Origin of the sequence: Dietzia sp. HMSC21D01 (assembly GCF_001815995.1) — a bacterium.
GTDB lineage: Bacteria > Actinomycetota > Actinomycetes > Mycobacteriales > Mycobacteriaceae > Dietzia > Dietzia cinnamea.
This window is the reverse complement of record NZ_KV823755.1, coordinates 1-26,972: the sequence shown is the minus strand read 5'-3', so window position 1 is coordinate 26,972 and position 26,972 is coordinate 1. Positions and strand designations below refer to the sequence as shown.

Annotated in this window: 29 protein-coding genes; 17 read left to right on the top strand and 12 right to left on the bottom strand. The window is 65.9% G+C overall.

Annotated elements, in window-relative coordinates:
* Positions 1-31 precede the first annotated feature (31 nt).
* The 4 genes from HMPREF3086_RS03320 to HMPREF3086_RS03305 form a co-directional block, all read right to left on the bottom strand.
* Entirely contained in the window at positions 32-2,620 is a 2,589-nt protein-coding gene (locus tag HMPREF3086_RS03320; RefSeq protein WP_024357663.1) for an AAA family ATPase, read from the bottom strand.
* 143 nt (positions 2,621-2,763) lie between these two features.
* Positions 2,764-6,297, bottom strand: coding sequence for a MobF family relaxase (mobF, locus tag HMPREF3086_RS03315; RefSeq protein ID WP_083324280.1), 3,534 nt, complete (start codon positions 6,295-6,297; stop codon positions 2,764-2,766).
* A 64-nt stretch (positions 6,298-6,361) separates the two neighbouring features.
* Positions 6,362-7,240 carry a hypothetical protein gene (locus HMPREF3086_RS03310; RefSeq protein ID WP_082914219.1) on the bottom strand — a complete coding sequence of 293 codons (879 nt, stop codon included), beginning with the start codon at positions 7,238-7,240 and terminating at the stop codon, positions 6,362-6,364.
* A 305-nt stretch (positions 7,241-7,545) separates the two neighbouring features.
* Positions 7,546-8,793 carry an IS256 family transposase gene (locus tag HMPREF3086_RS03305; RefSeq protein ID WP_070720151.1) on the bottom strand — a complete coding sequence of 416 codons (1,248 nt, stop codon included), beginning with the start codon at positions 8,791-8,793 and terminating at the stop codon, positions 7,546-7,548.
* A 390-nt stretch (positions 8,794-9,183) separates the two neighbouring features.
* Between HMPREF3086_RS03305 and HMPREF3086_RS03300 the strand changes: the two genes are divergently transcribed.
* The 5 genes from HMPREF3086_RS03300 to HMPREF3086_RS03280 are packed head-to-tail and all read left to right on the top strand — an operon-like array spanning position 9,184 to position 12,992.
* A complete protein-coding gene (locus HMPREF3086_RS03300) occupies positions 9,184-9,831 on the top strand; it encodes an acrylate utilization transcriptional regulator AcuR (protein ID WP_076624041.1) in 648 nt (215 codons plus the stop codon).
* Complete coding sequence (locus HMPREF3086_RS03295) at positions 9,831-10,814, top strand: acrylyl-CoA reductase (NADPH) (protein WP_024357659.1); 984 nt, start codon at positions 9,831-9,833, stop codon at positions 10,812-10,814. Before HMPREF3086_RS03300 ends, HMPREF3086_RS03295 begins: the two co-directional genes overlap by 1 nt.
* Before the next feature lie 37 nt (positions 10,815-10,851).
* Positions 10,852-11,493: an SDR family oxidoreductase gene (locus HMPREF3086_RS03290; RefSeq protein ID WP_024357658.1), complete on the top strand. Its 642-nt coding sequence runs from the start codon at positions 10,852-10,854 to the stop codon at positions 11,491-11,493.
* 12 nt (positions 11,494-11,505) lie between these two features.
* On the top strand, positions 11,506-12,459 hold the full coding sequence (locus HMPREF3086_RS03285) for a TIGR03571 family LLM class oxidoreductase (RefSeq protein WP_024357657.1): 954 nt from the start codon (positions 11,506-11,508) through the stop codon (positions 12,457-12,459).
* A 47-nt stretch (positions 12,460-12,506) separates the two neighbouring features.
* Positions 12,507-12,992 (top strand): Dps family protein, encoded by a 486-nt coding sequence (locus tag HMPREF3086_RS03280; RefSeq protein ID WP_024357656.1) that lies wholly within the window; start codon positions 12,507-12,509, stop codon positions 12,990-12,992.
* Between the two features lie 77 nt (positions 12,993-13,069).
* Here HMPREF3086_RS03280 and HMPREF3086_RS03275 read toward each other — a convergent pair whose 3' ends face one another.
* Positions 13,070-13,480 carry a RidA family protein gene (locus tag HMPREF3086_RS03275; RefSeq protein ID WP_024357655.1) on the bottom strand — a complete coding sequence of 137 codons (411 nt, stop codon included), beginning with the start codon at positions 13,478-13,480 and terminating at the stop codon, positions 13,070-13,072.
* A 73-nt stretch (positions 13,481-13,553) separates the two neighbouring features.
* Between HMPREF3086_RS03275 and HMPREF3086_RS03270 the strand changes: the two genes are divergently transcribed.
* Positions 13,554-13,931, top strand: a complete 378-nt coding sequence (locus tag HMPREF3086_RS03270) for a winged helix-turn-helix transcriptional regulator (protein ID WP_020622155.1) — start codon at positions 13,554-13,556, stop codon at positions 13,929-13,931.
* A gap of 43 nt (positions 13,932-13,974) precedes the next feature.
* Here HMPREF3086_RS03270 and HMPREF3086_RS03265 read toward each other — a convergent pair whose 3' ends face one another.
* From HMPREF3086_RS03265 to modA, 4 genes are read right to left on the bottom strand one after another with little or no spacing between them, the layout of a single operon-like run.
* Positions 13,975-14,550, bottom strand: a complete 576-nt coding sequence (locus tag HMPREF3086_RS03265) for a hypothetical protein (protein WP_024357654.1) — start codon at positions 14,548-14,550, stop codon at positions 13,975-13,977.
* Positions 14,534-15,271, bottom strand: coding sequence for an ABC transporter ATP-binding protein (locus HMPREF3086_RS03260; protein ID WP_024357653.1), 738 nt, complete (start codon positions 15,269-15,271; stop codon positions 14,534-14,536). Before HMPREF3086_RS03260 ends, HMPREF3086_RS03265 begins: the two co-directional genes overlap by 17 nt.
* The gene (locus HMPREF3086_RS03255) at positions 15,268-16,020 is read right to left on the bottom strand and encodes an ABC transporter permease (RefSeq protein WP_308208606.1); all 753 of its coding nucleotides are present in this window, start codon (positions 16,018-16,020) and stop codon (positions 15,268-15,270) included. The genes HMPREF3086_RS03260 and HMPREF3086_RS03255 overlap by 4 nt, the downstream gene beginning before the upstream one ends.
* Positions 16,021-16,051: 31 nt before the next feature.
* Complete coding sequence (modA, locus tag HMPREF3086_RS03250) at positions 16,052-16,729, bottom strand: molybdate ABC transporter substrate-binding protein (protein ID WP_020622151.1); 678 nt, start codon at positions 16,727-16,729, stop codon at positions 16,052-16,054.
* Positions 16,730-17,013: 284 nt separating this feature from the next.
* Between modA and HMPREF3086_RS03245 the strand changes: the two genes are divergently transcribed.
* From HMPREF3086_RS03245 to HMPREF3086_RS03220, 6 genes are all read left to right on the top strand, one after another.
* Positions 17,014-18,105: a ThiF family adenylyltransferase gene (locus HMPREF3086_RS03245; protein ID WP_024357650.1), complete on the top strand. Its 1,092-nt coding sequence runs from the start codon at positions 17,014-17,016 to the stop codon at positions 18,103-18,105.
* Positions 18,035-19,297: a molybdopterin molybdotransferase MoeA gene (gene glp / locus HMPREF3086_RS03240; protein ID WP_307723497.1), complete on the top strand. Its 1,263-nt coding sequence runs from the start codon at positions 18,035-18,037 to the stop codon at positions 19,295-19,297. Before HMPREF3086_RS03245 ends, glp begins: the two co-directional genes overlap by 71 nt.
* Positions 19,294-20,250, top strand: coding sequence for a bifunctional molybdenum cofactor biosynthesis protein MoaC/MoaB (moaCB, locus tag HMPREF3086_RS03235; RefSeq protein ID WP_024357648.1), 957 nt, complete (start codon positions 19,294-19,296; stop codon positions 20,248-20,250). The genes glp and moaCB overlap by 4 nt, the downstream gene beginning before the upstream one ends.
* A complete protein-coding gene (locus HMPREF3086_RS03230; RefSeq protein ID WP_020628091.1) occupies positions 20,243-20,656 on the top strand; it encodes a molybdenum cofactor biosynthesis protein MoaE in 414 nt (137 codons plus the stop codon). The genes moaCB and HMPREF3086_RS03230 overlap by 8 nt, the downstream gene beginning before the upstream one ends.
* Positions 20,657-20,840: 184 nt before the next feature.
* The gene (locus HMPREF3086_RS03225; RefSeq protein ID WP_024357647.1) at positions 20,841-21,344 is read left to right on the top strand and encodes a redoxin domain-containing protein; all 504 of its coding nucleotides are present in this window, start codon (positions 20,841-20,843) and stop codon (positions 21,342-21,344) included.
* Positions 21,345-21,582: 238 nt separating this feature from the next.
* Complete coding sequence (locus HMPREF3086_RS03220) at positions 21,583-21,981, top strand: nucleoside/nucleotide kinase family protein (RefSeq protein ID WP_141763971.1); 399 nt, start codon at positions 21,583-21,585, stop codon at positions 21,979-21,981.
* A 122-nt stretch (positions 21,982-22,103) separates the two neighbouring features.
* Here the strand turns inward: HMPREF3086_RS03220 and HMPREF3086_RS03215 are convergent, their stop codons facing one another.
* Complete coding sequence (locus HMPREF3086_RS03215) at positions 22,104-22,340, bottom strand: MoaD/ThiS family protein (RefSeq protein ID WP_020625377.1); 237 nt, start codon at positions 22,338-22,340, stop codon at positions 22,104-22,106.
* 2 nt (positions 22,341-22,342) lie between these two features.
* Complete coding sequence (gene moaA, locus HMPREF3086_RS03210; RefSeq protein WP_024357645.1) at positions 22,343-23,401, bottom strand: GTP 3',8-cyclase MoaA; 1,059 nt, start codon at positions 23,399-23,401, stop codon at positions 22,343-22,345.
* 213 nt (positions 23,402-23,614) lie between these two features.
* Here moaA and HMPREF3086_RS03205 point away from each other — a divergent pair, with 213 nt between their 5' ends.
* The 3 genes from HMPREF3086_RS03205 to HMPREF3086_RS03195 all read left to right on the top strand — a co-directional run bounded on the left by HMPREF3086_RS03205 (position 23,615) and on the right by HMPREF3086_RS03195 (position 25,253).
* Positions 23,615-24,208, top strand: a complete 594-nt coding sequence (locus tag HMPREF3086_RS03205; RefSeq protein WP_024357644.1) for a molybdopterin-dependent oxidoreductase — start codon at positions 23,615-23,617, stop codon at positions 24,206-24,208.
* A 104-nt stretch (positions 24,209-24,312) separates the two neighbouring features.
* Complete coding sequence (locus HMPREF3086_RS03200) at positions 24,313-24,966, top strand: FAD-binding oxidoreductase (protein WP_231880237.1); 654 nt, start codon at positions 24,313-24,315, stop codon at positions 24,964-24,966.
* Positions 24,966-25,253, top strand: a complete 288-nt coding sequence (locus HMPREF3086_RS03195) for a DUF6510 family protein (RefSeq protein ID WP_024357642.1) — start codon at positions 24,966-24,968, stop codon at positions 25,251-25,253. Before HMPREF3086_RS03200 ends, HMPREF3086_RS03195 begins: the two co-directional genes overlap by 1 nt.
* Here the strand turns inward: HMPREF3086_RS03195 and HMPREF3086_RS03190 are convergent.
* A complete protein-coding gene (locus HMPREF3086_RS03190) occupies positions 25,223-25,861 on the bottom strand; it encodes a TetR/AcrR family transcriptional regulator (protein WP_029746983.1) in 639 nt (212 codons plus the stop codon). The genes HMPREF3086_RS03195 and HMPREF3086_RS03190 overlap by 31 nt on opposite strands.
* Before the next feature lie 400 nt (positions 25,862-26,261).
* Here HMPREF3086_RS03190 and HMPREF3086_RS03185 point away from each other — a divergent pair, with 400 nt between their 5' ends.
* Both HMPREF3086_RS03185 and HMPREF3086_RS03180 read left to right on the top strand, forming a co-directional pair.
* A complete protein-coding gene (locus tag HMPREF3086_RS03185; RefSeq protein WP_024357640.1) occupies positions 26,262-26,753 on the top strand; it encodes a hypothetical protein in 492 nt (163 codons plus the stop codon).
* The coding region (locus HMPREF3086_RS03180) for a hypothetical protein (RefSeq protein WP_141763970.1) at positions 26,753-26,972 on the top strand (220 nt) is incomplete at its 3' end. The genes HMPREF3086_RS03185 and HMPREF3086_RS03180, both read left to right, overlap by 1 nt.

Genomic DNA, 26,972 nt, shown 5'->3' with positions numbered 1-26,972 from the left:
GATGGTGCATCCTTGGTGATGCCCTCACCGTTCAAGCTGCAATATAGGCAGCTCGCGCTGCTTTGGCCTTCTCCCAGTCCTCCTGGACATCTCCGACGGTCGGTTTAGTGCTCATGTACTCGGCTGCGTGGGAATGCCCGGTCATCCGCTCGCAGGCGCGGTCAAAGAGAGGTTCGATGACCGCGATCGCGTCGTCGAGTCGGGAACTGTCGATCTTGGACAGGCGCGTCATCATGATGTTCTTGCGATAGCGTTGCGTGACGTTTTGCAGCAGCTCCTGCTCTACGAACGCCTCACACCAGGCTCGGATCAGGTCGTACGTCTCCTTGATGAGCGCATCTTGCACCACTGGTTCGGCACTGGGTATCTCCTGCAGTTTGGCATTGATCCGTTTCGCGAGGTCAGCGGGCGTATCCAGCCTCGGCTCGACGTCCGGTGCCAAGATCCCCTTGGTCTCTCCACCATCGCGGACCTCATAGATCCGTGTTCTTAGCTTCTTGTTCTGTCGGGCCGCGATGAGCGCTGACGCGAACATGATGTTGTGGGTCAAGACAACAACCTGATGCGTCTCGGCGAGGTTCTGGATACGGGCCGCGACCTCGTCGAGCCGTCTGTAGTCAAGGCTCGTCACCGGGTCGTCGAAAATCAGCGGCGCTTTCGTTCCACGCATCCGGCTTTCGGCGAGGAAGTCCGCCAGAGCCAAGACCTTCTGCTCGCCTTCTGAGAGCACAGCGGACGGTTTGTAGGACGCGACTGCTTTCTTGCGTTGAGCCTGCCCGCTCCTGCCTTGGAATCGGAGCGCGACCTGTGGTGCGCGCAAGCGGGCGCACTCTTCGGCGAAGAGAGTCTCGAAGTTCTTGTTCACAAGGTCCTCGCTCGCGAGTTTCGATTGCACCGTGAGCTGCTTCGATGCGCCGTTCGATATGACACGCGAGAGCTTCTCGAGTTGCTGAGCTCGTCGTGCACGTCGCACATACTCACGGGCCGCGGCGAGGTTTCGGTTCAGCTCGATGCGCGCGACCAGCTCCGAGACGGCCCTCTGCTTCTCAGCGAGCGCGGTAGCAGCGTTGGCCTTGTCATCTGCCATCTGCCGCACGGCAGCACTGGTGCTTTCCAGTTCTGTTGACACGGCAGTACCAACGGCTCGTGCGTCCTCGCGGAGGGTGCTCTGAGCGACGGGCTGTCCGTCCGCAGTCTCCTGCGCGATGACCCGTATCGCCCCGAGCACCTCACCCGCTTGGCTTGCCCATGCAGGAGGTTTCTCGCGGTCCTGCTGCTCCGAGGCGAACTCGATCGCGCGAGCCAGTTCTGCTTCGTTGACGGTGAACTTTGAAGCCGCAAGGGTGGCGTTCGCATCCTGCACCTGACGGATGAGCGTCTCGTCCAGGAACGTGCGGTAGCGAGTGAGCAGGTTCAGAGCCGTCGGGCTGAGTTCCTGCATGCAGTACAAGCAGGAGTCGCCGGTGGTCGGGTAGTGCTCACGGCCGAGGTGCTGTCGATACGAGTCGCCGGCAACGATGAACTCTTGCCACTCTTCATCTGCCGGTCCTGGCAGTTCGTCCTGGCTGAAGAGCTGTTCCCGTGCCTCTGCTCTCCGCTGCTCGGCCTGTTCGAGCTTGGATCGTGCCGTCTCGTAGGCGGCCGCGTCGAAGTTCTGCGCGGCGTTGAGGATGCCGCGCAAGCGTGTGAGTTGCCGCTCTGCCTCCTGCGAACTAGAGAGGATCGCGTCGAGAGAGTTCGAACGCAGCGCGGCGACTTCGCCTTCCAGTCGTTCGCGATCGGCCTCTGCGCCTTCGGGCAATGTTGCGAGAGCGTCGAGGTCCGCGAGGTCGGTGGTGGCGCCGAGCGTCTCGATCACGGGGTACACCTTCGTGCCGCGTGTGAACCGTGAGAGCAACGGGTTGCTCCCTGGCGCCAACGTGCTCACCTCTGCTGCGATCCGCTGCTGCACTCCTTGTATGCCTGTGGCGACGTGGGCAAACAGTGCGAGCTCGGCGGGCGTGTAGACATAGCCCAGGTCGCTGTCGACGTGCAGGGACACCGCACTGGCGTCGAAGACACTGATGCGAGTGAACGGTGCCAGGCCGGCTTCGTCGCGCCATCGCACCGACGACTCGGTGCCGGACAGGCGATAGGTGATGTCTGCGCTGGGAGATGGCGGGCTGTCGAGATGCACGGCGTGCGCGTTCGGCAGGATGTCCTCAGCCGTTCGCACTGCCGATAGCCGCTTCAGGATTCGCGCATACCCGGTCTTCCCTGATCCGTTCTGTCCGAACAGCACCGTCAGTTCCGAATCGAAACCGAGTTCCTGGTCCGCGGCGAGTGCGTTGACACCTTCGATGCTCGCCAGACTGACCAGTTCGAGCGTGTCCTCCTCTGCTGCATCTGCCGCTGCCAGCTCGAGTTTCGGGATTTCGGGCGCGTCGCCGTCACCGAGACCCTTCTCGGCGAGGAAGGTGGCGTAGGCGGCGTCCAGCAGGGCGTCACTCGGGGTCTGCCGGGAGAGGATCGTTTCAGCGGTGAGCTGACGCACCCACGCGTCCTGCCCGTTCGCCCAATCCACCAGCAGGTGTCGGGGCGTCGCATCCCCCAAGTTGACCGGGACCTCATCGGCGGCCACATCTAGCTCCCTCCTGGCGAACGGTGTCAGGAGATACGTGTCGCCGATTCGACTCGAACAGTCATGGTGCTACCCATGATGCCCGACCTCCAGGGCCGGAGCGAAGACGACACGGCGACCAACGCCCGCGCAGCCATCCTCGCTTACAACGACGGCCCGACCCTCCGCGCGCCCGTGCGGCGCGATGACCCCTGGTCAGGCTGCTCGGCCTGGGCGAGGTTCTTAGCCCGGTCGAGCGCGGCGCGGGCGCGGGCGGCGTCGATCTTCTGAGTCTCGGCCTCGGCGGGTGCTCCGAGGGGTGCAGGCCCAGTGACGCCGTAGCGGTCACGGTAGGCAGCGAGGGTGCGAGCGGCGTTCCGCCATGCGTGGGCTGCTCGCGCCTGCTTCGGCTGGAGGCCGAGTTTCGTGATCCACTCGTGCTTCTCAGTGAGCGCGGTGTCGAGGAGCACATCGGCCCGGGTCTCGATAAGGTCGCGTCGCTCGGTCAGCGCCTGCCGCATCTCGGACGGCACTGTGCCAGTGGCTTCGGGGATGAGGCCGGCGATCAAGCGTGGTGCCTTCCGCGCGCGACCGGACCCCGCCGGCCGCGCGGTCGCCTTGGCGACGCGGTAGTGCAGGACGGCCGCGATGTCATCGGCGTCCCCGAACCCGCGTGCTCCCACGAGGCGCGGCAGTAGGGTCTCGACGTCGTGCTGGTTCGCCTCTGCCCGGCGGAGCTCTGCGGTCAATGCGCCGAATGCGGGTGAAGCGATCGCGTCGTCTGCGTCGTCGTCGCTGAGCCCCGACGAGCGGACGAGTGCGGCCCAGCGGTCGTGTTGTGCGGCAGCAGCCAGGGTCTCGTACTCGGCAGCGAGCTGCGCAATTGAGCCCCAGGCGTCCTGCTCGGCGGTGATCGTCTCGTGCGCCGACAGCTCGGCGCCGACGTGCCGCAGCATCCCGAACAACACCGACCGGGCGGTGGCCTCGGTGTTCTCACCGGGGTGCAGGCCGTCGTGGGCGGGGTCGGGCTTATCGACAGCGACGTAGGCGATGTTCTCTTCGCGGCCACGGGTCATAGCGACGTAGAACGTCTCTCTGGTCATCGACGCATCCGCCAGGACGTGCGAGGAGTCGACCGTGATGCCCTGCGCCCGGTAGGACGTGACGGCGTAGCCGAGGTCGAGATGTTCGGCCGCGTACTTGGCCGGGACCACGACCGATGCGCCCCATCGCTTGCCTGCGCGGCGGAGGGTGAGGGCGCCGTCGTCCCGAACCTCGGTGATGTTCCATCTGTCGCCGTTACGGACCCAGGACCGGCCGGCGCGCAGGCGACGGTCGTTGCGGCGGGTGATGACGGTATCCCCGGTCGCGGCTCTCGTGCCGTCGTGCAGCTCGACCTCGCGGCGGGCGTTCACGATGCCATCGAGGATCAGATCAGCCCGCGCCCTGTTGTTGAGCGCTCGGACGGACTCGTTGGAGTCGGTCACGAGGACGCTGGCTCGCCCGGCCAGGGTGTCCGTACGCCAGGCGGTGTAGGCGGCGTCGATCATCTCCTCGGTCTCCCCGCCGATCACGCGGCCGTGCTCGGCGTAGGTGTCAATGACGTCGGTGCGGCCGTACCGCAGAGCGAGGGATGCGGTCTTCTCCCACACGTTGACGAACCGGTGCACGTCGACCAGCTCCGGGGCGTCGTCGCGGTCGTGAACGAGGAGGGAAAACGCGCCCCCGGCAGAAACGGACTGTAGCTGGGCGTGATCCCCGACCAGCAGCACCTTCGCCCCGGCCTCCGCCGCCAAGGTGGTGATGCGGTCGAGGGAGAGCGTGCCCGCCAGCGACGCCTCATCGACGATGACGAGCTGACCCTTGCGGAACGTCTCGCCGGTGCGGTCGTGGGTGTCGAGCCACTTCGCGGTGTTCTCGGTCTGGATGCCGAGGTCATCGGCCAGGACCTGCGCGGCGACCGCGGACGGCGCGAGCCCCACCACGCTGCCGCGCCCGTGCTCGTGCTCCCACGCCCGCCGCAACGCCGACATCGCCGTCGTCTTCCCCGCCCCCGCCGGGCCGACCAGCACATCGACCCTGCGCCCGGAGACCGCGATCTTCGTCAGCGCGGCCGCCTGGTCGTCTCCGAGCATCCGGCCCTTGCTGTCGGGGCGCTTCGTGATTCGTTCGACGGTGGTCAGCGGCACCGTCGGCGCCGTGGTGGTGCGGGCGCGCTCGAGGAGGCGGTCTTCGGCGGCCAGCAGCGCCTCGGAGGAGAACAGCGCGGAGTGCTTCGGACGGAACACGCTCGTGCCGTCCGGTCGGCGGAACTCCGCCGGGCTGGATGCGAGCTCCGGCGGGGTCAAGCGCAGCGAGGCCGCCTCGGCAGCGTCAACGACCATTCCGACGATGGCTTCGCGATCCTCGGTCGACGCGAACCGGTAGGCCATTGTCTGCCGAGCGGCCTCGGCGGTGAGGTTCCAGCGATGCCAAGTGGAGCGCTTTTCCGCAACCGCGGCCACGACGTCTGCCCCGAGCGAGTCGATCACGTCCAAAGGCACGTCGTCGGCACGCAACAGCAACGGCTCCTCGTTCGCCGTCACGCCGCGCGCCCACGAGGTCGCATCCGACCCGAGCACCCTCCCGGCCCGTTCCCGCCACGAAGCCGTGAGGGCGGCCAGCGACCGCACCTCCTTCTCCGGCCGAGTGGAGAGCGTGGCCTGGGCGCGGAGCTTCATGATCGTCGCCGGCGACGGCCGCCGCCCATGCGTCTCGACGTAGCGCTCGATGAGCCGGTCGGTCTCTGCGTCGATGTGCTGGGCACGCGTCGAGAACTCCTTGACCAGTGCCTCCGGCACCCCGGTGACCGCCCAGGCGGGGTTCCGGTCGCGGCCCATGTCGCGCGCCTCCCAAGAGACGCCGAGCATTCGGGTGAGGTGGTCCGCGAAGACCGCCTCGTGCAGTTCGGAGAGCGCGACCACTGCGGCGTGCATCGGCCGCCCATCCAGGCTGCGCCATTTCCCGTCGAGGACGGTCTGGACCTTGTTGCTGATGACGACGTGCGTGTGCAGATGGGGGTCGCCCGCCCGGCTGTCGTAGTGGTCGAACGCGGTGCCGATCAGACCTGCGACGTCGACCTGTGCAACCGCGCCGTCGCGGCCGGTTGCACCCGTGCGGGTCGCTGCAACCTCCCGCTCCATGAACGCAACCACCTCCGCAACCGCCGAGTGATGCGCGTCCGCGATAAGCGCCTGCGTCCCCGCATCGGCCACCGCCCAGAGCACACTGGCGGACTTCGGAATGGAGAAGGTGAAGTCGTAGCCCGCAACCGCCCGGCGCGTCCCGCGTGCGGCCTCCTCGGCCTCGATTGCTACGGTCGCCTCCGCACGGCTGGCCGGCCCGAGGTCGGGATCGAGCGCGGCGACGCGCTGCGCGATCCGCTCGGCCACGGACTTGTAGGCCGGATACTCCAGCCCGAGCGGAGCACCCGTAACCGGGTGCCGACCGAGACCGAGGAGGAGTTCGAGCTGGCCTTCGGTGACCTGATCGCCCTCCGCGATCACCCCGCCAAGCGCCGCGACGCCAGCGCCAAGCCACTGGCCCGGTGGAGTGCCAACCTCGGCGTAATAGCGCGTCAGCGGGGTCGAGAGCAATCTGTCGCCGTCGCCCGCAACGACCGTGCGTAATAGGTATCTGTAGCCGTAACCCGCGGACATCACTCGCATCGAGACCGTCACATGCAGCAGGTACGCCTCCCAGCGCTTGCCACGGCCGATCGCGTCAGGCGGGCAGCCTCTTGCAGGCGAACTCCCCGACCTGATCCTCGATGAGGAACTCGTCCCCAGTCAGGTCGGCGTACATTGCCGCGATGCCCTCCGGTTCACCCGCGGCTCGGAAACGGACGCGGTCAGAGTCCGTATGGATCAGATAGGCGCTGCACTCGCACGAAGCCATGAATGCGTAGAACCGTCCCTGGTGCGCTTCTCGCAAGAGCGCAACGGGGTAATAGATGTCGTGCTTGCGGCATAGCGCGGGGACTTTGACTGCACCATTTTCGAAGGCACTCCGCGGGAGGTGAGCTGCGTGGGACCAAGGTTGCAGTCGCACCTCACCGTCCAGTGCACGCAACGTACCCCCGTCTGCAAGTGCGAGCAGAGACTTCTCCGTGCATGTCCGTCCAGCTGGCCACGTCACCGACGTGTCTGATGGCCACAACTGTGGCATCCCGAGATCCGTCGTCGTGTCCGCCTGAAGACCCGGAGTGGTGAACCGCACACCGTGCAGCAGGAGCGCACCGACGACGACCGTCATCGCGTACCCCTGAGGCAGCGCCGGCTCGGGGAACCCCGGAATGCGAACCGTCAGCGGGGTAACACGTACAGCCGAGAACCCGTTGATTCCCTTGAATCTGCCGACCCAGAACTGACTGAACTCCAGCGGTTGCATCAACTCGCGACGTTCGTACAGTGCCCTGTACTCCGACGGAGAGAGCCCGTAGCCGTTCTCCCTCTGTTCCTTGCTGGACAGGAGCATCGCTGTCAGCGCGGTCTTCTGCACCCACGTCGCGATCGCTGCTTGATCTTCGAGCGTGATCGTTCCGGGCTCGTCCAGGATCAGCGGGGTCAACACCCGCTGCGCGACCGTTTCGAGATTGCTCATCCACCCGTTATTACACGGAGCACAGAAGCTCTTCACCGTTTGCCGGAATGGGGGCTGCTCCCCCATGACGCGCGGCAGAGCATTCAACGGACCCGCATGATGACGCATCGGTGCGAGATCCAAACCAATCCTGCTCACCCACTGACCGAAAACGTGCTCGCGGGTCAGGGGCCCCGGCGACCCACAGAAGGCACAGGATTCAGGCATCCACCCATTCTCCGGCACGGATACCGTTCCTCGACCTGCAAGAGGCGTGGGTCAAGTCCCTGGTAGTGGTGTAGCGGTCGGTCCTTCGATGTGAGGGGTTAGGCGCTGAGTTCGAGGACGGGGTCGGTCACCTCCGCGGTGCTGGTGTCGGTGACGAGGGTGAGGCGGCTCTTGGCGAGGATGTCGAGGCCGAGGTAGCGGCGGCCTTCGGCCCATTCGTCGGTCTGTTCGGCGAGGACTGCGCCGACGAGGCGGATGATCGCGTCGCGGTTCGGGAAGATCCCGACGGAGTCGGTGCGCCGGCGGATCTCTCGGTTGAGGCGCTCGTTCGGATTGTTCGACCAGATCTGCTGCCAGAGCCCTTCGGGAAACTGTGTGAACGCGAGGATGTCCGCCCTGGCGGTGTCGAGGTGCTCGAATGCGTCCGGGAGCTTGCCGTCGACGTAGTCCAGGAGCCGGTCGAATTGGGCGTGAACCGCGTCGGCGTCGGGCTGGTCGTAGACAGAGTGCAGCATCGCTTTCACCGCAGGCCACATGCTCTTCGGAGTCACGCTCATCAGGTTGGCGGCGTAGTGGGTGCGGCATCTCTGCCAGACCGCGCCGGGCAGGTTCGCGGCGATGGCCTCCACCAGGCCTTGGTGGGCGTCGGAGGTGACGAGGCGGACGCCGCCCAGGCCGCGGGCGACGAGGTCGGCGAAGAACGAGTTCCAGGCCGCTCCGGTCTCGGAGGTAGCGACGCGCAGGCCGAGGACTTCACGGCGTCCGTCCGCGTTGACGCCGGTGGCGATCAGGACGACGGCGCTGATGACCCGCCCGCCTTCGCGGACCTTCATGGTGAGCGCGTCGGCGGCGACGAACGTGAACGGACCGGCATCGCCCAGGGGTCGGTGGCGGAACTGGTCGACGTGCTCATCGAGCTCAGCCGCCATGCGGGAAACCTGGGACTTGGACAGTGAGTGGATCCCGAGGGTCTTCACGAGCTTGTCCATCCGACGGGTGGAGACCCCGGCGAGGTAACAGTCCGCGACGACGGTGATCAGCGCGGTTTCGGCGCGTTTGCGGCGCTCGAGCAGCCACTCGGGAAAGTAGGTACCTGCCCGCAGCTTCGGGATGGCGACGTCGATGGTGCCGACGCGGGTGTCGAGGTCGCGGTGCCGGTAACCGTTGCGCTGCGTGAGCCGGTCGGGTGAGGGCTTACCCCACTCCGCGCCAACGACGGCGTCCGCGTCCGCGGACAGCAACGCGTTGATCATCGTCTGCAGCAAGCTGCGCATCAGATCCGGCGACGCGTCCAACAGTGCTTCGCTGAGCACGCCAGCAGGGTCGACAATATGAGGAGCGGTCATCGTGATGACTCCATTCGAGTGAGAAGTAGAGAGCTTTCTCGAAGGATCACACGGTGACCGCGCTTACGTCGTGAACGACGAGCCGGACCACCGCGGGCTACACCACCCTAAGGGGCACTACTGAGGCGTGGTGGCTCTGAGGTGACGTTGGAGAGGAACTCCAGCGAGTCCAACGCAAGGTTAGGGCGAGGCAGGCCGCAGGAAGTCTCCGCGGGCACACAGCGGGTGCGCAGCATCCATCGCCTGCGCCATGGATTCGATGACGACTCTCCCGTCTGACATTGAGCTAATGACAAGCGCACTGGCCGATTACTGCATCAGATGGCCGATCTCTGCATGCTCTGCGCGCACTTGTAGTTATTTAGAGACGGTCGGTCTAAATTCGCTGTCATGACCGACATCGCAGCTCGACCACGCCGGGGACGGCCCCCGAAGATCCCTCGCGAGCACGGAGACACGCGGGAAGCGCTGTTGCGCTGCGGCATGGAAGTCCTCACAACGCAGGGCATGAGCGCGACCGGCATCGACGCGGTCCTGAAGCGTGTCGGCGTGCCGAAGGGCTCCTTCTACCACTACTTCGACAGCAAGGACGCGTTCGGATTCGAGGTGCTGCAACGGTATGCGGACTACTTCGCTCGCAAGCTCGACCGATGGCTGCTCGAAGAGGGGCCGTCGCCGCTGGAACGCCTGACGCGGTTCGTGGACGATGCCAAGGCCGGCATGGTGCGACATGACTTCGAACGAGGGTGCCTAGTCGGCAACCTCGGCCAAGAGGTCTCCTCCCTCCCCGACGGCTACCGTGAAGCGCTCGAAGACGTGCTTCGCGACTGGGAACGTCGCGTCGCGGCGTGCCTGCGACTGGCCGCAGACGCAGACGAGATCCCGCCCGGCTCCGACTGCGACGAACTGGCGTCGTTCTTCTGGGTGGGTTGGGAAGGCGCGATCCTTCGCGCCCGCCTGACCCGCGACGTCCGACCGATGGAAGTGTTCTTCGCCGGTTACCTCGCATCTGTCCGCATCCATCCCGGGAGAGCATGATGTTCAGCGCAATCTCCATCGACAAGACCGACGCCGGACACCAGGCAGCGCTGCGCGAACTCGACGAGAGCGAGCTACCTGACGGTGACGTCACGGTGCGCGTGTCGTACAGCGGCCTGAACTACAAAGATGCCCTCGCGATCACGGGAAAGGCGCCAGTCGTGCGTCGCTTCCCGATGGTGCCCGGGATCGACCTCGCCGGTGTCGTGGAACACAGCGACAGCCCCTCTTATGCGCCTGGTGACCGGGTGCTGGTGAATGGATGGGGCATCGGCGAGACGCACTGGGGCGGCCTCACCCAGCGGGCTCGCGTGAGCGCGGACTGGCTCGTGCCGGTTCCTGACGCGATCTCGGAGCGGCAGGCCATGTCGATCGGCACGGCCGGATACACGGCGATGCTCTCCCTCATGGCCCTCGAATCGCACGGCCTCAGCCCTGATGCGGGTGACGTCCTCGTCACGGGCGCGAACGGCGGAGTCGGCGGGTTCGCGATCGCGCTACTGGCAAGCGGCGGCTACTCGGTCGTTGCGTCGACCGGCCGTCCCGCTGAAGCCGACTACCTGCGCCGCCTCGGCGCGATGACGATCATCGACCGGACAGAGCTGTCGGAGCCCGGCCGGCCGCTCGGCAAGGAACGCTGGGCGGCTGCGATCGACTCCGTCGGCAGCCATACCCTTGCGAATGCCTGTGCCGGGACGAAGGCGGGCGGCGCCGTCGCCGCATGCGGGAACGCACAGGGCATGGATCTGCCCGCCACCGTCGCACCGTTCATCCTGCGCGGGGTGAGCCTGCTCGGCCTCAACAGCGTCACCCAGCCCCACGACAAGCGCGTCGCAGCATGGAACCGCCTGGCCGACGAGCTCGACCTGGACTTGCTGCCCGCTATGAGCCGCGAGGTCGGCCTGAGCGAGGCCCTCTCCGTTGCCGATGACCTTCTGGACGGCCGCATCCGCGGCCGGATCGTCGTCGACGTGAACCGCTGACCATCCCCCAAGACCACACAAACGAAAGAGGAAGTCCATGACGAAGATCACCGTGCTCGGAGCCGGCGGACGCATCGCAAAACACGCCATCGCCGCGCTCCTCGAGGAGCCTGCCAACGAGCTGACCCTCTACCTGCGTCGCCCCCAGAGCCTGCCGGATGTTCCCAGCGTCCGCGTGCAGGTCGTCGAGGGTGACGTGCTCGACAAAGATCTCCTCACACGCACTGTCACGGGACAGGACATCGTCTACGCGAACCTCGGCGGAAGCGACATCGAAGCTCAAGCCCGCGCCGTCGTCGCAGCGCTGACCGCCGCGGGAACGCGACGTTTGATCTGGATCTCGACCCTCGGCATCTACGACGAGGTTCCCGGCGAGTACGGCAAGTGGAATCACCAGATGCTCGACGGCGGATACCTGCAGACGTACAGCGCCGCCGCGAAAGTGATCGAGGAGTCCGACCTCGACTACACGATCATCCGTCCCGCCTGGCTGTCCGACGATGATGAGGTCGACTACGAGCTGACCCAGAAGGGCGAGCCCTTCCAGGGCACCGAGGTGTCCCGCAAGAGCGTCGGCGCGCTCGTCGCCGAACTCGTCAAGAACCCGGCCGACAGCATCGGCGCCTCGCTTGGCGTGAACAAGCCCGGCACCGACGGCGACAAGCCGTCCTGGTACTGAACGGAGCATGCCATGACCGCTTTGGACACGCTCACCGAGAACGGCTTGTCCCTCGGGATCGAGCTGCCCCTGGACAACGATCTCGCCCGACGAGACGTCTCCGGTCACGGGCTCTTCCCTGACCTGACCCGGCATCAGGAGCGTGCGCAGCTCGCCGACAGGCTCGGGTTCCGGGCGCTCTGGCTGCGGGACGTGCCGATGTGGCGACCGCGTGACTTCGGCGACGCCGGACAGGTCTTCGACCCCATCCCCTACCTCGGCTACCTCGCCGCATCGACCGAACACATCCTGCTCGGAACAGCGGGGATCGTGCTCCCCTTGCGGCATCCAGTTGCGCTCGCGAAGGAAGCTGCAACCGTCGATGTCCTCTCCGGTGGGCGGCTGCTGCTCGGCCTCGCCTCGGGCGACAGGCCGGGTGAGTACCCGTTCTTCGGAGTCGATTTCGATCGTCGGGGAGAGACCTATCGCGACGGTGTGCGCGTGCTGCGTGAGATCTGGGCGCAGGCGGCGCTGGGCCGGATCGATCAGGACTCATTCCTGCCCGCCCCTGCGGACGGGACGATTCCACTGATCGGGATCGGTGGCGCGCAGCAGTCGCCTGCGTGGGCGGCAGAGTACCTCGACGCGCACATGACCTACCACCGTGCAGGTCCGCAGATGCGCGCCGTCGCTGCGCAATGGCGGGCGATATCGCTCAAGCCGTTCATGACGAACCTCTACCTCGACCTCGCTGAAAACCCGGATGCTCCCTTCGAGCCGATCCGCCTCGGTGCACGAGTCGGCACCACCGGTCTCACCGATTACCTCACCGGACTGGCAGCGGCAGGGGTCGCGCACGTCAACCTCGTGCTGCGGCCGGGACGACGAGACGTCGAAGACGTCATGGAGGAGATCGGACAAGACGTCATCCCCGCCCTCCGAGCCCGAACCGCATCAGAGCCAGCCGGCGCAGACATCCGATCGTGACCGAATCCACCGAATCAAGAAACCAACGAGCAGGGAGAACGATTGAAATGAGCAGCACAGACACCGTCGCCACGACCGCGAGCGACCCGACAGCGGTTGTCGCGACCGCGCAGTTCCTCACCCCCGTCGTACTCGGCCTTCAGGCGCTGACCATCAACGCCAAGCAGGCGCACTGGCACGTGCGTGGCGCGAACTTCGTCGGCGTCCACGAGTTGCTGGACACCATCGCAGGCAACGCCGGCGAGTTCGCCGACGCGGCAGCGGAACGCATCGTCGCCCTCGGCCTTCCGCTCGACGCCCGCGTCAGCGCGGTCGCCGAGAAGAGCTCCGTGACAAGCGTTCCGGTCGGCTTCGCGAAATCAGACGACCTCGTGCACGCGGTGATCGCAGACATCGACAGGCTCCTCGCGGACGTCCGCGCAGCGGTCGATGGCCTCGACGGGATCGACCTCACCAGTCAGGACGTCGCGATCGAGATCCAGCGAGGTCTCGACAAGGACCGCTGGTTCCTCGTGTCTCACATCGCAGCCTGACCGACCTGCCAAGGCGCCTCTCACCGGTCCGGTGAGAGGCGCCGCGCGCACTACGTCGTGCAGTCGGACAACACGGGCTAATCGAGAATCGCGGTGACTTCGAGCTCAACGAGAACGTCCGGCTCGAAGAGGTAGTCGACCCCGATCAGGGACGCGGGCGGCAAGGGCTGAGGCAGCTTCAGCTCCTCAGCCACCCGAGCGATCCCGTCCATGAAAGGTGCGATCTTTTCGGGCTCCCATTCGGTGACGTAGAAGGTCAACCGAAGCGCATCGTCGAAGGATGCACCCGCGCCTGCGAGCGCACGAGCTGTGTTGCGGAGAACCTCCGCGACCTGACCCGCGAGATCGTTGATCGCGATGGGCTTTCCTTCCGCACTACGGGCGATCTGGCCGCTGATATGCACGTGACGCGTGCCGGTGCCAATGGCGACGTGATCATACGGCGTTCCTGGCTGGAGACCGGCAGGACTGAAGCGTGTGACTGGCATAGAAGGTCCTCTTCGTTGGTGGTTTACTATTGATACTTGGTAGTTGAAGGACACTTCAAGGAGACCTGGTTTCATGGCCGATACCGACGCCGTATGCGAAAGCGAGCTGCGTATCGCGACGCCGCATCGCGAGCTGCTCGACCAGGTGCTCGACAAGTGGTCACTCAGCGTGCTCAACGAACTGTGCGAGCGACCCTGTCGGTTCAACGAGTTACGGCGTGCGATTCCGGGAGTGACGCAGAAGTCCCTCACGGCGACGTTGCGTCGGCTGGAGCGAAACGGAGTCGTGCAACGCCGAGTCATCAGCACGCGGCCGGTGGCCGTCGAGTACGGGATCACCGCCTTGGGCAAGACGTTGCGCGGGCCGATTGACGCGCTCGTCGCCTGGGCAGATGAGCAACTGCCGAACATTGAACGCGCACGCATCGCCTTCGACGAAGACGAACAGTAGACGTCGGGACATCTTTCCCCTCGCGACCAAGCAAGAGCGCGGCTCAGCTCTCTGTCGGATGTTCAGGCTTTGCGCCTTCTCTGTCTCCCATGACGGCGTCCACCATGCCCATCGTCGCGTCGAACTGCGTCATGACCAGCGCCGCTGTGCTCGCGAAGCCGCACGCGAGAAGGATGAGCAGCGAGGGGACGAACTCAGTCGGATCGGGCACCCAGCCTCCCAATGTCCATGGCAGGACCATGGCGATGACGATGCCGGCGCTCGAGAGCCATTCGTTCACGAATAGAGCGCGTGAGGAGCCGGACCCGCCCCTCGCGAGGATACGACGTCCTGTTTCCACTGTCATCGCTACCAGGAGGATGCCGAGGACGATGAAGCTCAGCGCGCCCCAGAGCGGATCAAGCGACGCGAGCACGAGCGGAACAAGGAGCGGAATGGAGTAGGCGGTGAAGACCCAGCGGACCGACGAACGGAGATACCGGTCCGCAGCCTCCGACGCTGCGAGTCGGCGGTGCATCTCCGAGTCGATGTAGAAGAACACGCCCACGATGAACGTGCCGAGCATCGTTCCCGATACTCCGGCGAGCCCCAAGAGGAAGTCATCATCCGTACCTGACATCGTCTGCGTCCCTTCTTCCCTGGGCACCTGTGAAGCGGGCAATCCATGCGGTCGCAGGATTTCGTGCCAGATCGGCGAGGCTTCCTCGCTGCGTGATGCGCCCTGTCTCAAGGACGATCACCTCGTCAGCGAGCACCTCGACGTCTTCACGGTCATGTGTGACGAGGATCGTCGGACCGGCGAACTGGCGGAGACGCAGACCGAGGTCGGCACGCACCTCATCCCGGAACTCCACGTCCAGCGCCGCGAGCGGCTCGTCGAGGAGCAGTGCCTTCGGCTCGGATGCGAGGGCACGGGCTAGCGCTACACGCTGAGCTTGCCCGCCGGAGAGTGCACTGGGGTATCTCTCTGCCAGGTCCGCCATTCCGAAGCGAGACAGCCAGGGGTCTGCGCTGCGCCGGGCGGCGGACCAACGCCCACCGCGGACTTTGGCTGAGAAGGCGACGTTCTCGCGCACCGTGAGGTGAGGGAAGAGGAGCAGGTCTTGGAACATGACGCCGATCCTTCGCTGGTCAGCAGGAAGACCGGCCAGATCCTTGTCCCCCAGTCGAATCGTGCCGTGGGACTCGGTGAAGCCTGCGATCGCCGCGATGGCGCTGGACTTTCCGGCACCGTTCGGTCCGACGACGGCGAGCACACTTCCGGGATCCGCTTTCAGCTCCACGACTACGTCGAAGGCGGGGCGTGGGATACGTGCGGAGACGGTGAGCTCGAAGGTCATGCGGTGCCTGGCAGCCATCGGTCGCGGAGTGCGAGGAGCACACCCAGTGATACCGCGAGCAGGACGAGTGCGAGGGCGATCGCGGTGTCGGGGTCCGAGTTCATCGCGAGGTACGACGCGATCGGGAGTGTGCGCGTCACGCCGGGGAAGGAGCCGGCGAACGTGATCGTCGCGCCGAACTCGCCGAGCGCGCGGGCGAAGCACAGCACGGCGCCCGCGGCGATTCCAGGCGCGGTCAGCGGAACCGTCACGAGGCGGAAGATCTGCCACGGGCTGGCGCCCAGGGAGGCGGCGGCTAGTTCGCTGCGGCGGTCCGCTGATCGCAGCGCGCCTTCGACGGCGAAGACGAGGAAGGGCATCGCGACGAAGGTTTGCGCGAGCACAACGGCACCGGTGGTGAAAGGAATAGTGATGCCGACCTGCGTGAGCCATTGCCCGAGGATGCCTCGCCGTCCCAGCAGGAGAAGCAACGCAATGCCGCCGACAACGGGAGGCAGTACCAGCGGGATAGTGATCGCCGCCCGCAAGAGGCGGCGCGGCAGGACCTTCCAGTGAACGGAATGGCTCAGCAGGACGGCTAGCGGGATACCGAGGACGAGACTCAGGCCGGTAGATAACGTCGCTGTGAGTAACGAGAGCCCGAGCGCCTGCAGTACCTCTTGCCGAACGAAGAGTTCGCCCAGCTGGCCCCATGGTGCACGCAGGATGAGTCCGAGCAGCGGGAGAACGAGCAGCGCGAGACCGATCACCCCGAGGGCGAGGATGACCGGCTGCCGGCGTTCACGGGGCCGCGAAGCCTGCATGCTCGAAGACCTGACGTGCCTCATCGGAGCGGAGGTAGTCGATGAACGCCTGTCCTGCGTCGGGGTTCGGTGCCTCGGCAAGAAGGGCGACCGGATAGTTGTTGATCACCTGCTGCGCCTCAGGCACATCGATGCCTTCCACCGCGCTCCCTGCTGCGACGACGTCGGTCACGTAGACCAGTGCGGCGTCGGCCTCACCCAGAGAGACTTTCGTCAGTGCGGCACGCACGTCCTCCTCAAGTGTGTCCGGTTGGGCCTGAACACCAGCAAGGTCGAGCAGGGACTGCGCTGCGGCTCCACACGGCACCGCGGTGTCGCACAATGCGATTGTCAGCTCAGGCCGTGCGAAGTCGGCGAGACCGGTGATCCCTGCAGGGTTCCCGGCGGGAACCGCGATCTGCAGCGTGTTCGTGACGAGCACTTCCGGATCGGCAGCCAGGCCTGCGTCGACGACAGACTGCATCGTCGCCTCATTCGCTGAGAAGAACACGTCCACCGGGGCACCGGAGACGATCTGCTCGGCGAGCGCCGACGATCCGCCATAGCTGGCGACCACGTCGACATCTGCGTTCGCGTCCTCGAACCTCTCGGCGAGGACGTCGATCACGTCGGTCAAGGAGGCTGCGGCCAACACTGTCACCGTTCCGGATGTCATGTCGTCCTTGCTTGCCCCGACATCCGATTCGTCGCTTCCTGTGCCGGGCGATGAGCATCCAGCGAGCAGAAGGAGCGCTGCGGCTGCCGCAAGGAGGGAGGGGGCACGCACGACAGGAACTCCTCTGAAAGACGGTCGGTCAGGCGAACGAAGTTGCCGACCTGTCTCAAGCCTCCCGTAGCCGAGGTCGTGAGAATGGCCTGCGACTGCTGGGCTTTGTCTGCTCTCTGCTGTCTCGCCGCTTCCGACCTCACCCGCTGGGACCGGCTCCCTAGCCTGAAGGCATGCCGGTCAATCCGCTCTCTCCGACCTTTCAGAGGCAGCGCGTCCTCACGGGCTTCGGCGTTCCCGCTCAGGAGCGTCTTTCGAGAGCGCATGTGCTCGTGATCGGCGCGGGTGGGCTGGCCAGCACCCTGTTGCCGGTCCTTGCTGCCGCAGGCGTCGGCAGCCTCACGATCGTCGATGACGACACTGTCGCCGAATCGAACCTGCACCGGCAGACGATGCACACGCCCGGCGACATCGGTCGCAGCAAAGCGGTCTCAGCCACCATAAGGCTCGCGTCGCTCGCTCCTGATGCTGAGCTCCGCGCCGTCGAGGGGCGTTTCGACGCCGTGACAGCCGAGGGTCTGCTGCACGGTGTGGACGTGCTCGTCGATGCCAGCGACAACCCGGCAACAGTGATGCTGGCAGACCGTGTTGCTGCCGAACGCGGCATTCCGCTCGTGTGGGGGTCAGCACTGGGGTACGCCGGCCAAGCAGGCGTGGCATGGGATGCCAGAGGCACCGACTACCGCGACTTGTTCCCGCATGGTCCGGACTCCAGTGCGGACACCTGCGACATGATCGGCGTGCTGCCGAGCGTATGCGCCGTCATCGGGGCGTTCATGGCGACCGAGGCACTCAAGCTCCTCACCGGCATCGGAGAGCCGTTGATCGGCCGGGTCGCCGCGTACGACGCACGCACCGGCCGCACCCGCGAGATCGCCTACCGGCGCGACGAGTCCGCCCGTGCCGCAGCGCAGAGCATCGAGACCACTCCGCTGTCATCCGACGATCAGAACGCCGTCTCGCCCGAGGAACTGCGCGACCTGCTCACAGCTTCCTTCCCGCCGCTGCTGATCGACGTACGCGAACCGTGGGAGGCCGACATCGCAGCGATCCCGGGAAACGTGCTGATCCCCTTGACCGAACTCCCTCGCCGGGCACCAGAACTCGACACCGGTCACCCCATCGTGCTGTACTGCCACCGCGGCACACGCTCACGCCAAGCGCTCGATCAGCTCCTCCAACTCGGATTCTCCGATGTGCGGCACCTCACCGGAGGCATCGATGCCTGGGCTGTCCGCATCGACCCCACGGCGAGCAGGTACTGACATGCCCCGCACATCGGTCGCTGAGCACACGGCCCGAGTCCGCACCCTCCTGAACGCCGTGAGCCAGCGCCCCGTCGAGCAGGTCGCCCTGTCTGACGCGCTAGATCGGGTGCTTGCCCACCCCATACGGACTCCGATAGATCTGCCCCCGTTCCGGAACTCACAGATGGACGGCTTCGCCGTCCGTACGGTCGACCTCGCGCGGACGCCAAGCAATCTGCCGCTGCGCGGTGCGATCCCCGCTGCTCCTGGCACACCTGGGCCGCTTCGCCCTGGCCATACCGTCCGGGTCATGACCGGTGCGCCGATCCCCGACGACGCCGATGCGGTCGTCCCTGTCGAACACGCCACCGTCCAGGGAACGACAGTGACGTTCACGCGGAAGCCGGACGTCGGAGAGTTCGTGCGTGAAGCCGGCTCTGACCTCGCGGGCAGTGAGCCTCTGTTGTCTGATGGCTTCCGGCTCGCTCCTCGCCACCTGGCGGCGCTCGCAGCTGCGGGAGTGGCGTCCGTCCCCGTTCGCTCACAGGTACGTGTCGCAGTGATCTCGACCGGAAGCGAGCTGGCCGCTCCCGGTGAGCTTCTGGCTCCCGGCCAGATCTACGACGCCAACGGCCCCGCACTCGCCGCAGCGGTACGAACCGCCGACGCCCTCTTGGTCGATGAGCATCGTGTCGTCGATGACACGGCCGCGTTCGCGCGCGCTCTCGACGCGTCGTGTGCGGCGGGAGCCGAGATCTTGCTCACCAGCGGGGGCATCTCGGCAGGCAACTACGAAGTCGTGAGGGAGCTTCTGGAGCCGCTCGGGGCGCACGTCGATACTCTCGCGATGCAGCCGGGCGGCCCCCAAGCCACTGCCATCTACAAAGGCGTTCCCGTGGTGTGCTTCCCAGGCAATCCCGTGTCCGCGCAGCTGTCGTTCATGCTCTTCATCGAGCCGGTCCTCCGTGAGGCAGCAGGACTGCACGCGCGACAGCCCGAGCCGCGGACCCTGGCCGAGCCTCTCACCTCTGTCGCCGGGAAACGGCAGTTCCGCCGTGGTGTGGGGTTGCCTGGAGGCCGGGTGGCACCGGTTGGCGGCCCTTCCTCGCACCTTGTCGCCGCCATGGCGGCATCCGACATGCTCATCGATGTCCCGATCGATGCCGTCACCCTCGACATCGGGACACGCGTGGAGACCTGGAATCTATGAACGAACTGCCGCACCTCGACGATCACGGCCGGTCGCGGATGATCGACATCGGCGGGAAGGCGATCACTCGGCGCACGGCGATCGCGACCGGCCGCCTCGACACGACACCGGCGGTGCTGGAACTGCTCGCCGCCAACCAGCTGCGCAAAGCAGACGCGCTCCCGACAGCGCGGGTCGCGGGCATCCAGGGCGCCAAGCGCACCAGCGAACTCGTACCCCTCGCGCACACATTGCCCCTGGAGTCCGTCACCGTGGACTTCGAGCTCAGCACCTCATCGGTGGAGATCCGGGCCACGGTCGCAGCGACGGCGAAGACTGGGGCCGAGATGGAAGCCCTCACCGCCGTCGCCATCGCCGGTCTCGCTCTGCACGACATGATCAAGTCCGTCGATCCGGCCGCCGTGCTCGGAGACATCCACCTCATCGAGAAGACCGGAGGAAAGCGCGGGCACTGGGTTGCAGACGCATCCGTGCCCGCAGACCACGGACAGGCGGTCGTGATCGTCTCCTCAACGAGCACCGCGGCCGGTACGCGCGAGGATCTCACCGGTCCGGCAATCGCAGACTGGCTTCGCGACCACGGGTATCGGCCAGACGAGCCCGTCGTTGTCGCTGACGCGGATATCTATCAGGCGCTCACGGATGCTCTCACCAGCGAGCCGGTATTGATCGTCACGACCGGCGGCACCGGGGTGCATCCCGAGGACCGCACCCCCGAGGCGACGAGCGCGGTGATCGAGAGAGCACTTCCCGGCATCGCCGAGGCCATCCGTGCAGCGGGCCGCGCGGCGACGCCGACAGCCTCGCTCAGCAGGGCGCTTGCAGGGATCGCCGGACGCACGATCGTCATCAACCTGCCTGGATCGCCACGCGGCGTGGAAGACGGCCTCATCGCACTGGAGCCGCTCTTGCCACACCTGCACGACCAGCTGGCCGGTGGCGGACATGCCTGACCCGATCGGTTTCGTCACCGCTGCTCCGCTGGACAAGACGCAGCTGGAAACACGGATACGCAGTAGGAAGAACGGGGCGGTGGTCACCTTCGAAGGCATCGTGCGCGACCATGATCACGGAGAGGACGTCGGCTCTCTCGACTACGAGGCGCACCCCGACGCGGAACGAATCCTCATCGACGTGTGCACGAGGATCGCTCAAACCACGGACTGCGATGTCGTCGCCGCTCACCGCATCGGGCACCTCGAGATCGGCGACGTCGCACTGGTCACGGTCGTCGCCGCCCCGCACCGGGCAGAGGCGTTCGCCGTCTGCGGGAACCTCGTCGACGCGATCAAGGCAGAGGTTCCGATCTGGAAGCACCAGCACTTCACCGACGGCAGATCGGAGTGGGTGGGGTTGTAGATACACCGCACGACCTAGCGAACCCGCCGGGTGAACGATGGTGCAATCACCGAGGAAAGAGGCGCCAGATGACTGGCATTGAGACTGAAGCACACAACTTTCATGGCAACCGACTTCCCCCGTCAGAAGCCGCCCGCGTCGCACCCACCGATGCGGCCGCTCGGACCGTTCTTGCGAGCCTCTGATGTCGTTGCTGCGTGGTGGTGATGCGTTCCCCGCCCTCGAGCTGCTCGAGGTGGGAGGCACACGCCGAACGATCCCGGCCGTATTCGCCGGGCAGTACGGCGTGGTTCTCTTCTCTCGCGGAGCAGGCTGCCGGTCTTGCGTGGAGCAGCTGCGTGCGTTCCAGCGCGGCCTACGACGCTTGTCCGCCGCGGGTATCGCTGTCGTCGCGGTGACTGCGGACGAGGAGCCGATAACCGCGGAGCTCGTGGCGCGCTATGGGCTGACTTTTCCGATCGGACACAGCGTGGACGTGGAGCAGATCACCGCCGCGACTGGAGCGTTCGTCACCGTGGACCCGCCGCAGTTGCAGACGACCGGATTCGTGCTGGATCCCGATGGGACGGTCGTGATCAGCGTGTACTCCTGCGGAACGTTGGGACAACTCGTTCCCGACGATGTCCTCGAACTCATCCGGGAGTTGCCTCAGCATGCGGATGCGAATCGGAAGCAGGCAGACCGATGAAAACCATCGATGCCATCTCGAGAGCGCGGATGCAGACCGCTGCGAGAGCAGTCGGCAAGGATGTGCGCAACCAGAACAGGATGCAGACACATCCTCTCTTGATCGTTCCGCCGGAGAAGCGACGTTGACCTCGTCTCCGAACGCCTCAGGTGCCACTGGGACAGCCGTCTGGGAGGAGCTCGCTCAGGAGGTCCTCAGCAGAAACCCACGCGGCCGGATACTCGTCGCCATCGACGGCGTGGACGCTGCAGCCCGCATGCACTTCGCCGACGCCCTGGCGGCAGCGCTGCGTGCAGTGGGACGTCACGCGACTCGTCTCAGCGCGGCCCCGTTCACGGACGATGACGCCGTCCGAACCATACTGCGCATGTTCCGCCACAACGGACCTGAGAGCGAGCTCGCTGCCGCGCCTGAGGACAGGATGCTGATTGTCGACGGTTGGTCACTGCTGCGCTCTAGCCTGCGCTCGGCGTGGCACTTCACCGTCTTCCTCGACGGCGGTGAGCCGGCGCACCCAGACACCCATGAACGGCATCTCCGCTACATGCGCGAGGACATTCCACGCGAATCATCCGATGCCGTGTACGAGGTGAGCGACAGCATGCATCCCCAGCGCTTGTACTCCGATTCCTGCTGAGACAAGGATCTGGGCAGCACCGCGGTCGTCTCACGTAAGAGGATGGCAGCGCAGGAGACGAATGCAGTTCACGACACGTGGACCCCCGCGGTGGATCGGACCTCAGCCGCTTGTGGTTTGGCTCAGCCGCCGGAGAACGGGGGCAGCACGTCCACCTGCGCGGAGACCGGTCGCGCGGGATCGCGTGAGGCGATGCCGTCGACGAGGAATGTCCCCTTTGCGATCACCGGCTCGAGTGCCGGGTGAGCTGTGAGGAGCGCGTCCTTCGCCTCTCCGAGGGTCGTCGCCTCGACGTGCTCTTCTTCGCAGCCAGCCGCTTCAGCGGCGGCTGCGAAGTATCGGACGAGTATGCGTGACATCGTCAGCCTCCGATCGCTCCCATGGAACGGGCCGGTCGACGAAAACTCTTCTCTTCCATCCCGTGCCCAGCCTGTTTGTCCCACATCGTCGCCCGCCAGGCGTCGGCGATAGCGGCATCGTCTGCTCCACTTCGCAGCATCGTGCGCAGGTCTGTCTCGTCGTCTCCGAACAGACAGGAACGTACCGAGCCTTCGGCTGTCAGCCTGGTTCGGTCGCACGCGTCGCAGAAGCTGCGTGTGACGGACCCGATGATGCCGACGGTGGCCGGGCCTCCGTCGACGAGCCACTCCTCTGCGGGAGCGGACGGGTCTTCACGCCCGGCCGGGGTCAGCCGGTATCGGCGTCCGAGCACAGACAGAAGTTCTTCGGCGGAGACGAGGTGGTCTCTGCGCCATGTCTGATCTGCATCCAGCGGCATCTGTTCGATGAACCGCAACCGCACGCCGTTGGCAAGCGCCCACGCCAGCAGGTCGGGCGCATCCGCGAGGGTCTCGCGCAGCGCCACCGCGTTGATCTTGATCGGGCTGAGCCCTGCGTACTGTGCCGCCTCGATCCCCTTGAGCACGGCAGGCAGGCGATCGCGTCGGGTGACAGCGGCGAAATGCTCGCGGTCGATCGTGTCCAGCGACACGTTGATCCGCGTCAGTCCAGCCTCCACAAGCTGCGGCGCCTTGCGGTCGAGGCCGATCCCATTGGTCGTCATCGACACCGGCAGGCCGGGCACGGCTGTCGTCGTCTGGCGCACGATCTCGACCAGATCAGGTCGCGTAAGCGGCTCGCCGCCGGTAAAGCGCACCTCACGGACTCCGAGATCGTGGACGGCTATGGTGACCAGACGCGCGATCTCTTCCGGAGTCAGCAACTCCCCGCGAGGGACGATGGGCAGGCCTTCCGCCGGCATGCAGTATGTGCAACGCAGCGAGCAGGCGCTTGTGATCGATACGCGCAGGTCTCGCGCGGTGCGCCCGAACCTGTCCACGAGAAACGGTGTCTCGGGTCGGCCGACCGTCGAGCGCGCGCGATGGCGAACGGTCGGCATGCCGAGCGCAACAGGGCACATGGTCACAGACTTCTTCTCGATGCTTGCGGGGGGGCGAGGTCGCCCGGTGGGGCGTCCTGTTCCACAGTGTGGTCGGCACAGTGGCCCGTTTTCACCCCGGGGACTCATCACCTGCAGTCATGGGCAAGTTCCGCGCAGGACCAGGCGATCAGCGAGAGAGCTCCCGCAATATCGTCGGTGGTGTACAGCCAGAGAAGACGGAAGGGGCGATGTATGTCGTTCACTACTCGCGGATTCGCGGGACGCCGGCGTGGACCCGATGATCAGCTCCCTCCGGGACAGACGCTGTTCGACAACTGGCCGGTGCTCACCGCCGGTCCGACCCCCTATGTCGATACCGAGACGTGGGATTTCGCCATCCTCGATGAGACCGGTACCGAGCATCACTGGAACTGGGAGCAGTTCCTGGCGCTCGGTGCCGAGGACATCACGGTCGACATCCACTGCGTCACGCACTGGTCCAAGCTCAACATGGCCTGGCGCGGGGTGAGCCTGGACAAGCTGTTCGAGAACGTCGAGACATCCCATGACTACGTCATGGCGCACTCCTACGGCGGCTACACCACGAATGTGCCGCTTGAGGATCTCCTGGATGGCAAGGCCTGGATCGCGACCGAGGCCGAAGGCGCACCGCTCGACGCAGAACACGGCGGGCCGGCACGTCTCCTGATCCCGCATCTGTACTTCTGGAAGAGCGCGAAGTGGGTCCGGGCATTGACGATGATGCCGACGAACGACCCTGGGTTCTGGGAGCAGAGCGGCTATCACATCTACGGTGATCCGTGGAAGGAAGAACGCTACTGGTGATGGAGCAGACCCGGCTCGCTCCGCTTCGCCCCCGCGTGAGGCCGTCGTGGTTCGTCGCCACGGTTTCGGAGGTGCGTCCAGAGACGCCGACTGCGGTTCGGCTGGTGCTCGATGTCCCGGGGTGGCCGGGGAGCGAGGCGGGCAGCCATCTCGATCTGCGACTGACCGCTCCGGACGGCTATCAGGCGACACGTTCGTATTCGATCGCATCCTCCGAGACGGGCGGAACGATCGTCCTCGCGGTCGATGAGCTGCCCGATGGCGAGGTGTCTCCGTTCCTCGTCCGTGAACTGCGCGTCGGTGACCAGCTCGAGGTCCACGGACCGCTGGGATCGTTCTTCCTCTGGCGCCCGGGACAGAGCCAGCGCCCCGTGCAGCTCATCGCCGGCGGGTCAGGTGTCGTGCCCCTCTACGCGATGGCGGCGTCTCATGCGGCCGCATCCGATCCCGTTCCGTTCCGGCTGCTGTACTCGGTGCGCACCCCGGAGGACGTCTACTTCCACCAGGAGCTCCTCGAGCTGTCGGACGGGTCGTTCGCCATCGACCTCGTGTACACGCGACGAGCGCCAGCCGGATGGCGGGAGCCGGTCGGACGGCTCACAGAATCGGCTGTCGCGGCGCGGACGCTCCCTCCGGAAGACCGCCCACGCATTTTCGTGTGCGGTTCGACAGGCTTCGTCGAAGCCGTCGCGCCCTGGCTCGTGAAGCTCGGCCATGCGCCGCAGGACATCCTCACCGAACGATTCGGAGGCCTATGATGACCAGCCACCTCGACGGGAACATCCTCGCCGGACCTCTCGCCCAGTTCCTCGTGCCCGATGCAACGATGATCGAAGGACGGTGCGGAGGTTGCGGGCGTATCGCGCCCCTTGGCGAGGCAGTCGTGTATCCGGACGCCCCGGGGCTGGTCGTGCGCTGCAAGACGTGCAGCCACGTGCTGGCGACGATCATCGACGCCGGTGAACGCCTCTTCCTCAGCTTCGCGGGGATGACTGCGTTCGCGATGAGGCGGGATCAGGCTGAGGAGTCGGTCTCAGTCGCGTAGGCCCCGAGTTGTGCGATAGCCATGTCGAGAGCGGCACGCATCGGATAAACATCTCGACTCGCCTTCGCCAGAAGATAACCTCCCTGCAGTGCCGATAGCAGCCCACTGGCAAGCGCTCGCGAGTCCGCATCGCTGCGCAACACGCCGCGTGTCTTCAGCCTCTCCACGGCATCGATCAGCATCTCCAGCCACTCATCGAAGTGGGCAGCGATCGCCCGGCGGGCATCCTCGTTGTGGTCTGCGATCTCGTTCGCCAGAGACCCGAGCGGGCACCCGTACGCGCCGTTGCGTAGCGCGTTGCGTTCGACGAGCTCATCCCGCCACAGCTCGAACCCACGTAGGGATTCCACCCGTCGAAGGCGCCGGCGCTGCTGCGTCAGGACGTCCTCCGCCCGGGTCTCGATGACTTCCTTCACGAGTGCGTCCTTGTCGGCGAAGTGCTGATAAACCTGAGACTTCGATGTCGCGCTGGCGGCTCGGACGTCGGCAAGGGTCGTCGCCGCAACGCCTCGCTCATACATCAGCTGGTTCGCTGCGTCGACGATACGCGCCCTCGTTGCCGCCCCTTTCGGCGTCAACCGGCGCGCACTCGTTCCGTCGGCAGTCACGCCTCCAGGGTAGTCTCCTCCGTCCGCAGGACTCGAAGTCGTCCGTCACGCGATGCCAGCCCGGCCGGCCCAGTGAAGTCCAGCGGAGCGGGACGCTCGCATCTCACACCTTCACAATAATGGACCTCGAAGTCCTTATCCAAGTCGACCCGAAACACCTAAGGCGATCCGAGCGCCCTGCTTTTCAGACCTACGACACCTCTCATCGATCGACGTCCGGCTCATACTTTGGTCTGGCGAGTCCTTTTCTGTCGTCGTAGGCTAGTGGTCATGATGTGCGGGAAGCCACGCGGCTCACGGATCTTCCGTGTGCGCGAGAACGTCCGAGCCGAGGGCTCGGTGCGGCTGCCCACGCGCGCCCGTCGAGAACGTTGCGCGCTCCGCAGGAGAGGGGCGTTCGGTGGACCTGCCTGTCAAGCTCGGTGACGCGCAAGAGTTTCTGATGCTCGTTCCCTCGCCTCTTGCGGAGCGGGTGGCTGAGGACGAGCGCCTGGTCGTGGCGGCCTATCGGTTTCGTAGGGGCCTGGGCATCCGGGCTCGACGGGCGTTGGCCTCACGCATCGAGCATGAGGTGACCGCCGCGCTGCACATCGTTCGGCCCGGAACGGTGGTGGTGGCGTTCGACGGTGCCGGCACGATGTCTCGAGCCCGAGTACACAGGTTGGCGACGGGCGTAGTCGGTGAGGTGAGCAGGAGCGCCACCAATCTCGTCGGCGCGGACACGACCGTGATTGGAGTCGTGGTGATGTCACCGGCCGAGCGAGATCTCGCCGCCGCGTGCGTGCGGCATGTCGCAGAGCAGCCACCGCACCGGGGCGACGGGCTCGTCTTTCACGCCAGCGACCTCCGCCGGGCGAACATCTATGAGCTGATCGAGGAAGCAGTCCTGTGATGACGGTCAGCTCTCCCCGTGGTCGCAGCGAGGACCACCTGTTAGTCATCTACCAGCGTCGGAACGCCTCGGTCCTGTCGCTGCAGGGGCGGGACGCTGAGCTGACCCCCGGGAGCATCGTCGTTGTCCCCCGCTCGACGGTGGAGAGCGCGATGCCCACCGAGGATGCCGATCGCATGATCGTCGAGGTGCCGTTGGGTGTGGTGGGGTTGACGGCGG

What these genes read in the sequence shown, in the direction of transcription:
- HMPREF3086_RS03295 (WP_024357659.1), top strand. Translation starts at nt 9,831, where the DNA reads ATGTTCAGCGCAATCTCCATCGACAAGACCGACGCCGGACACCAGGCA.
- HMPREF3086_RS03300 (WP_076624041.1), top strand. Translation starts at nt 9,184, where the DNA reads ATGACCGACATCGCAGCTCGACCACGCCGGGGACGGCCCCCGAAGATC.
- modA (WP_020622151.1), bottom strand. Translation starts at nt 16,729, where the DNA reads ATGACATCCGGAACGGTGACAGTGTTGGCCGCAGCCTCCTTGACCGAC.
- HMPREF3086_RS03225 (WP_024357647.1), top strand. Translation starts at nt 20,841, where the DNA reads ATGTCGTTGCTGCGTGGTGGTGATGCGTTCCCCGCCCTCGAGCTGCTC.
- HMPREF3086_RS03270 (WP_020622155.1), top strand. Translation starts at nt 13,554, where the DNA reads ATGGCCGATACCGACGCCGTATGCGAAAGCGAGCTGCGTATCGCGACG.
- HMPREF3086_RS03275 (WP_024357655.1), bottom strand. Translation starts at nt 13,480, where the DNA reads ATGCCAGTCACACGCTTCAGTCCTGCCGGTCTCCAGCCAGGAACGCCG.
- HMPREF3086_RS03245 (WP_024357650.1), top strand. Translation starts at nt 17,014, where the DNA reads ATGCCGGTCAATCCGCTCTCTCCGACCTTTCAGAGGCAGCGCGTCCTC.
- HMPREF3086_RS03305 (WP_070720151.1), bottom strand. Translation starts at nt 8,793, where the DNA reads ATGACCGCTCCTCATATTGTCGACCCTGCTGGCGTGCTCAGCGAAGCA.
- mobF (WP_083324280.1), bottom strand. Translation starts at nt 6,297, where the DNA reads ATGTCCGCGGGTTACGGCTACAGATACCTATTACGCACGGTCGTTGCG.
- glp (WP_307723497.1), top strand. Translation starts at nt 18,035, where the DNA reads ATGTGCGGCACCTCACCGGAGGCATCGATGCCTGGGCTGTCCGCATCG.
- HMPREF3086_RS03230 (WP_020628091.1), top strand. Translation starts at nt 20,243, where the DNA reads ATGCCTGACCCGATCGGTTTCGTCACCGCTGCTCCGCTGGACAAGACG.
- moaCB (WP_024357648.1), top strand. Translation starts at nt 19,294, where the DNA reads ATGAACGAACTGCCGCACCTCGACGATCACGGCCGGTCGCGGATGATC.
- HMPREF3086_RS03290 (WP_024357658.1), top strand. Translation starts at nt 10,852, where the DNA reads ATGACGAAGATCACCGTGCTCGGAGCCGGCGGACGCATCGCAAAACAC.
- HMPREF3086_RS03260 (WP_024357653.1), bottom strand. Translation starts at nt 15,271, where the DNA reads ATGACCTTCGAGCTCACCGTCTCCGCACGTATCCCACGCCCCGCCTTC.
- HMPREF3086_RS03265 (WP_024357654.1), bottom strand. Translation starts at nt 14,550, where the DNA reads ATGTCAGGTACGGATGATGACTTCCTCTTGGGGCTCGCCGGAGTATCG.
- HMPREF3086_RS03285 (WP_024357657.1), top strand. Translation starts at nt 11,506, where the DNA reads ATGACCGCTTTGGACACGCTCACCGAGAACGGCTTGTCCCTCGGGATC.
- HMPREF3086_RS03205 (WP_024357644.1), top strand. Translation starts at nt 23,615, where the DNA reads ATGTCGTTCACTACTCGCGGATTCGCGGGACGCCGGCGTGGACCCGAT.
- HMPREF3086_RS03215 (WP_020625377.1), bottom strand. Translation starts at nt 22,340, where the DNA reads ATGTCACGCATACTCGTCCGATACTTCGCAGCCGCCGCTGAAGCGGCT.
- HMPREF3086_RS03310 (WP_082914219.1), bottom strand. Translation starts at nt 7,240, where the DNA reads ATGAGCAATCTCGAAACGGTCGCGCAGCGGGTGTTGACCCCGCTGATC.
- moaA (WP_024357645.1), bottom strand. Translation starts at nt 23,401, where the DNA reads ATGTGCCCTGTTGCGCTCGGCATGCCGACCGTTCGCCATCGCGCGCGC.
- HMPREF3086_RS03195 (WP_024357642.1), top strand. Translation starts at nt 24,966, where the DNA reads ATGACCAGCCACCTCGACGGGAACATCCTCGCCGGACCTCTCGCCCAG.
- HMPREF3086_RS03280 (WP_024357656.1), top strand. Translation starts at nt 12,507, where the DNA reads ATGAGCAGCACAGACACCGTCGCCACGACCGCGAGCGACCCGACAGCG.